This window comes from Mesorhizobium sp. M7A.F.Ca.CA.001.10.2.1 (genome assembly GCF_003998575.1).
Lineage (GTDB): Bacteria > Pseudomonadota > Alphaproteobacteria > Rhizobiales > Rhizobiaceae > Mesorhizobium.
The window spans coordinates 1-5,639 of the sequence record NZ_RZQY01000388.1; the positions used below are offsets into that span (position 1 = coordinate 1).

The following is a 5,639-nucleotide window of genomic DNA, read 5'->3' on the forward strand; positions in this document are numbered from 1 at the left end:
GAACAGGCCGGCAAGCAGGCTTGGCGACGGCGATGAGCGCCAGCGCCACCGTGCCGTCGCCGCAACCAGAATGTCAGCCCCGGAAAAGATCTCATGCGCGGCACGGCGCAGCGGCAGGAGATGAATGACCAGCGCCGGTTGGCCCTCCCTGGCTGGAATGGGGATGGAACGCACGACCCGATCTTGCAAATTGTGCGTAATGGCTTGCCGGAAAAGCTCATTCGCGGACACGTCGGCAAGTGCCATGCCGCCATGTGCGGCGGCGATGAAAACGGATGGCATGTTTTCCAGCAGCACATTGGCCGTCAGCACGCGTCCCGATGCAGTCATTACCGCCGCCGGCAGACCAAGGGCCTCGAGAGCCGAGACGCTCGCTTTGGCCTGCTCCATGCCCAGCCGCGCCGATACCAGGCCGGCACGCGAAAAGTGCGGGCGAAGCTGGTCGAGCCTGTCGATCGACGTCTGATCGTAGGTGCCGTCCCGCGTCCAGCGTTGAAAGACAAATGTAACCAGTTCGCCGCTCGGCATGGCAACCGCCGAACAGATATGAGCGCCGATACCTGCCGCCCTCAATTGTATCCGTACCGGATCATGCTCGAGCTCGTCGGCAGTCAGAAAATCTTCGACCTGCACGAAACTCGCCGGTTGCAGGCTGCACATGCGCTGAATCGCATCGGAGAATTTCCAGCTGTCGCCGGCAATGAATTCATCGAACAGGGAGCGGACGGTTTCAAGGGAATTGCCATGCCCGGGAGACTCGTCACTCAACCGGCCGCGAACGGGGGAGCCGTCGCTGAACAGGAAGATCGCGCCGTCAGCCGAACTCGAAAGCTCGCTGGCCGCTTCGAGCGCACCCGCCCATAAATCCGGCACGAACGCGGCCTCGTAGATCCTGTCCGTAAGATCATCGAACATGAGAGCGCACAGTCCTTTCAGAGTCAGCGTCTTGCCGGCTCGGATCGTCAACGCGCTCCCACACGCCAACCGATACCCGCAGGATCAAAATGCCATGCTGAAAGCTGAGGTCAACCTCAGATTGCTGTCGAGCCGCATGCAGTTGCCGGCCCCAAAACGACAAAACCCGCCGGACTGGGTCCAGCGGGCTCGGAACCGCGACAAAAGTCGTCTGGTGCGGCTCTGGCTTCCACGGCTTGGTCCGCCGGAGCGGACCAGACGTGGCTTTAGATAGCCCTGCGGGCGATCTTTTCGATGTCGGCGCGGTTGATGCCGAGATCGCTGAGCTGACGTGCGTTGAGACGGTTCAGTTCGCGGACGGTCTCGGTGTACATACGCCAGTTACGGAAAGCGCGGATCGGGTTCATGGTAGTCCTCCAAATTGATGTTCGTTTCGATGGTGCTCAAATAGGCGTCATCGATGAGGACTTGAATGGCTGATTTTGCATAGCAATGATGCAAATGCTGCATTGCAGCATTAAGCTTCTGTTCATCTTGTAGGCAGCGAGGCGCTGACCTCGCTCGCTGTCAGCCGACGTCGAGCACGATCTTGCCGATGTGTTCGCCGTCCTCCATCCGCTCATGCGCCCGCCAGGCTTCGCTGAGCGGGAAGATCATGTCCATGACAGGAGCAACCTTGCGCGTGCCGAGCAACGGCCACACCTGCGCTTCCAGCGCCGCCGCGATCGCCGCCTTGAACTCGACGGTGCGCGGCCTCAGCGTCGACCCGGTGTGGGTAAGCCGCTTGACCATGATTTTCGAAAAATCCGCGCTTGCGACAGCGCCGGCCTGCACGGCGATCTGGACGATCCGACCCTCGACCGCAGCGGCCTCATAGTTGCGCGCCACATAGTCGCCGCCGACCATGTCGAGGATGACGTTGGCGCCCTTGCCGTCCGTTGCCTCCTTGACCGCGGCGACGAAATCCGCCTCGCGATAGTTGATCGCCCGGTCTGCGCCGAGCTTCAGGCAGGCGTCGCATTTCTCCTTGCTGCCGGCGGTGGTGATGACATAGGCGCCGAAGGCCGAGGCAAGCTGGATCGCCGTCGCGCCGATGCCGGACGAGCCGCCATGGACGAGCAGCGTCTCGCCTTTCTTGAGGCCGCCACGCTCGAACACATTGTGCCAGACGGTGAAGTAGTTTTCCGGCACCGCCGCGGCTTCGGTATGGGTGAAGCCGGCGGGCAACGGCAGCACGCTCCCGGCATGCACCTTGACATATTCGGCATAGCCGCCGCCGGGCGTCAGCGCGCAGACGCGGTCGCCGATGCGCCAGCGCGATATGTCGTCGCCAAGGGCCGCCACTTCGCCCGACGCCTCGAGGCCCGGCAGGTCCGACGCGCCGGGCGGCGGCGGATAGGCGCCCTTGCGCTGCTGGATATCGGGCCGGTTGACGCCGGCGGCATGCACCTTGATCAGGATCTCGCCGGGGCCGGGCTGCGGCACGTCGCGTGTTTCCGGCTTCAGGACCCGAGGGCCACCCGGCTCCGAGATCGCGATGGCCGTCATCCTTGCCGGAATTTTCTGTCCGCTCGCCATGAGATTTCCCGTCTTTCCTCGCCGTTGTCCGATCGGCTGTTTGCATCGACGCCCCTGCCCTATGTATGCTGATTGCCAAATCAGGCAAATGGCCAATCTGGTCTTGGCGGAGGAGGAGCGACGATGGCGATCTTCGACGACGAACCCAAGAAGAAGTCACGCCCGCACGAGATCGGGCAGGACCTGTCACTGCTTTCCGTCAGCGACTTGACCGAGCGGATCGGTATCCTGCGCGACGAAATTGCCCGCCTGGAAGCCGAACTCAAGGCCAAGGACACCACCAAATCCGCGGCCGAAGCACTGTTCCGCCGCGGATAGGCGCGCTGGCGCAAAGCCCGCCGCCGAAAAGCCCGAATGCGGCTGTCTTCAGACCCAGCGTCCCCGCCAAACCTGAGCCGGATCAAACAATGTTCGCAACCTACCGACCGATCCTCTCGCTGCTTCGCGGCACCGCTTTCCTGCTCGCGGCATCTGGATTGCATGGACTGCTCTTGCCCCTGCGCGGTCAACTGGAAGGTTTCTCGACCGCATCGCTCGGCCTGATGGGCACGGCATGGGCCGGCGGCTTCGTCACCGGCTGCTTCTTCGCACCGCGCATCGTGCGCCGCGCAGGCCACGTTCGCGCCTTTGGCGCCTTTGCCGCATCCGGCGCCATCGTGGCGCTACTGACCGGGCTGATCATCGACGAATATGTCTGGATCCTGCTGCGCGCCTTCACCGGCTTCACCATGGCCGGTGCCTTCATGGTCATCGAAAGCTGGCTGAACGAGAAGGCCACCAACGAGAACCGCGGCACCGTCTTCGGCCTCTACATGATGGTCACTTATGCCTCGATCATGGGCGGGCAGATGATCGTCGCCGGCGGCGACGTGAAGTCCGCATCGCTGTTCATGATCACCGGCATCCTGTTTTGCCTATCGCTCATTCCGACGGCGGTCTCGACCGCCTCTCACCCCAAGCCGCTGCAGGATGTCTCACTTGATGTCAGAGGCCTTTATGCCAATTCGCCGGTGTCGGCGGTCGCTTGCGTGTTGATCGGCATCGCCAACGGCGCCTGGGGCACGCTTGGCGCCGTCTATGGCGCCCGCATCGGCATTTCCACGGCCGAGATCGCCCTGATGATGAGCCTTGTGGTCGTTGCCGGTGCCGCGATGCAGCTTCCGGCCGGGCGTCTCTCCGACAAGACCGACCGGCGTTTCGTGCTGGCGGGAGCGGCTTTCGGCGGGGCTTTGTTCGCGCTCTTGATCTTTCTGTTCGAGCCGCGCTCCGGCGTCTTCGTCATCGTCTTCACTGCCGCCTATGGCGCCTTCGCCTACACGCTCTATTCGATTGCCGTGGCGCATGCCAACGACCACGCGCGCTCGGAGGATTTCGTCAAGGTATCTGGCGGGCTGTTGCTGCTCTACGGCTTCGGCACGATGATTGGACCCTTGCTCGCCGCCGCTTTGATGGGCTGGATGCGCCCGGAAGGTCTGTTCTTGGCGACCGCCTTGGCGCATCTCTGCCTGGCAGGCTACACGCTGCTGCGCATCAGCCGCCGCGCGCCGGTGCCGATCGGCGATCGTGATGCCTTCAAGACGCAGCCGGCCGACCGTTCGGTCACCCCGGAAGCATTGCGGCTCGATCCCAGAAGAAAAGCAGAAGCAGACGGTTGAGATTCGAAAGGCTTTGCCTCACTAATACAGGCATGATGTTTTCCGACGCCTTCATGGCGATTGCCGATCCCAATCGGCGCCATCTTCTGGAAGAACTTCGCCGCGGCCCGAAAACCGTCACCGAACTGGCCGCCGGCTTGCCGGTCTCGCGCCCGGCTGTGTCGCAACATCTGAAAGTGCTGCTCGATGCCGGCCTGGTCCACGCCAAGCCGGAAGGAACAAGGCGCGTCTATACGGTAAGCGGCACCGGCTTCCTCAAACTCAACATCTGGCTCGATCAGTTCTGGGAAGCCTAACCCCGATCAACCGTTGTTGTAGGGGAAGAACTTGAAGTAGGGCTGCGCCTCCTCGATCACCCGGGCGAAGGCGGAGCGCTGCAGCAGCCGGTCATGGTAGCGTTTCACGGTCGGATACTTGTCGCCGAACGGCTCGACCTTGTTGGCATAGAACAGCGCCGGGGACGCTGCGCAATCGGCCATGGTGAAGGTGTCGCCCATCGCCCAGATCTTCGACTGCATGTCTTGTTCGATGATGGCATAGGAATTGCGAAGCTGGTCGCAGGCCTGCTCGACGCCGAACGGGTCAGTCTTGTCCTGCGGCCGCAACCGATCGCCGACGATCTTCTGCATCGGCTCCTGCACATAGAAATCATAGAAGCGGTCGGCTTGGCGAACGGCCAGCGCCAGGTCGATGTCGGCGGGAACGAGGTCGACCGGCCCCGGATAATGCGCGGCCAGATATTCGACAACAATGGTCGATTCCAGCACCGTGCGGTCGCGCGCATCGTCGCGCAGCGCCGGCATCTTGCCGGCCGGCGAAATCTTCAGGAAGGCCGCGCGCGACTGAGCATCGCCAAGATCGACGATGACAGGCTTGAACGGCGTGGCGTTCTCGTACAGCGCGATCAGCGGCTTCCAGCAGAAGGAGGCCAGCGGATGGAAATGAAGCGTCAGGGACATTTTTTGCTCGCCTGTTTCCTGGTTTATCGGTGGCCGGCGCCGGGCATGCTCGTCATAGGTAAACACTGCGGCAAGGATTGCTCGTCAAGGCCTGCTTTTGCCGCTTCAAGCGGCGTGGGCGACGATGCCGGCAACAATCATATCCCAGTCGTTTGGATGCAGCTCGTGGCCGCCACCTTCGATCCGGATGATTTTCGCGCCGGTGACCGCCTTCCCCAGCGCCTCGCCATGTTCGACCGGAAAGATCGGATCGGCCGTGCCGTGGATGACCAGCAGCGGCGCCGTCATTTCATGCAAGCGGCCTTTCCACGCGTCGCCGCCCCTGAGCATGAAATGGTTGGTCGCGCTCAGGAAGCCGCCGGAGCGGTCGTGATCCTGCTCGACAAAGGCACGCATCCGGGCCTCGTCGAATGGATGTGCGACGCTGGCGATCGCCCGCGCATCCCTGACGATGAAATCGACCACCTGGCCACGGTCCGACCAATCGACTTTGGCGCCCTCGGCCGAATGCTCGATATAGGCATCGCTCGTC

General features: G+C 62.7%; 8 protein-coding genes. 3 read left to right on the plus strand and 5 right to left on the minus strand.

Annotation, left to right across the window (positions count from 1 at the left end; all coding sequences use genetic code 11):
* The 3 genes from EN964_RS22460 to EN964_RS22470 all read right to left on the minus strand — a co-directional run.
* Positions 1–915: helix-turn-helix transcriptional regulator (locus EN964_RS22460; protein WP_127276736.1), on the minus strand; the 915-nt coding region annotated here is incomplete at its 3' end.
* A 266-nt stretch (positions 916–1,181) separates the two neighbouring features.
* On the minus strand, positions 1,182–1,322 hold the full coding sequence (locus EN964_RS22465) for a DUF1127 domain-containing protein (RefSeq protein ID WP_013529236.1): 141 nt from the start codon (positions 1,320–1,322) through the stop codon (positions 1,182–1,184).
* Between the two features lie 160 nt (positions 1,323–1,482).
* Positions 1,483–2,493 (minus strand): NAD(P)H-quinone oxidoreductase, encoded by a 1,011-nt coding sequence (locus EN964_RS22470; RefSeq protein ID WP_127272530.1) that lies wholly within the window; start codon positions 2,491–2,493, stop codon positions 1,483–1,485.
* A gap of 123 nt (positions 2,494–2,616) precedes the next feature.
* Between EN964_RS22470 and EN964_RS22475 the strand changes: the two genes are divergently transcribed.
* Genes EN964_RS22475 through EN964_RS22485 form a run of 3 tightly spaced genes read left to right on the plus strand, consistent with a single transcriptional unit; the run spans position 2,617 to position 4,444 of the window.
* Positions 2,617–2,811: a DUF1192 domain-containing protein gene (locus EN964_RS22475; RefSeq protein ID WP_127269295.1), complete on the plus strand. Its 195-nt coding sequence runs from the start codon at positions 2,617–2,619 to the stop codon at positions 2,809–2,811.
* A 5-nt stretch (positions 2,812–2,816) separates the two neighbouring features.
* Entirely contained in the window at positions 2,817–4,148 is a 1,332-nt protein-coding gene (locus tag EN964_RS22480) for an MFS transporter (RefSeq protein ID WP_329608556.1), read from the plus strand.
* 32 nt (positions 4,149–4,180) lie between these two features.
* The gene (locus tag EN964_RS22485) at positions 4,181–4,444 is read left to right on the plus strand and encodes a helix-turn-helix transcriptional regulator (RefSeq protein WP_013529232.1); all 264 of its coding nucleotides are present in this window, start codon (positions 4,181–4,183) and stop codon (positions 4,442–4,444) included.
* 6 nt (positions 4,445–4,450) lie between these two features.
* On the opposite strand, the gene EN964_RS22490 is transcribed toward EN964_RS22485, so the two are convergent.
* On the minus strand, positions 4,451–5,107 hold the full coding sequence (locus EN964_RS22490; RefSeq protein WP_127269297.1) for a glutathione S-transferase family protein: 657 nt from the start codon (positions 5,105–5,107) through the stop codon (positions 4,451–4,453).
* 105 nt (positions 5,108–5,212) lie between these two features.
* Positions 5,213–5,639, minus strand: a 427-nt coding sequence (locus tag EN964_RS22495; protein WP_127276738.1) for an alpha/beta fold hydrolase, incomplete at its 5' end; no start/stop codon positions are given.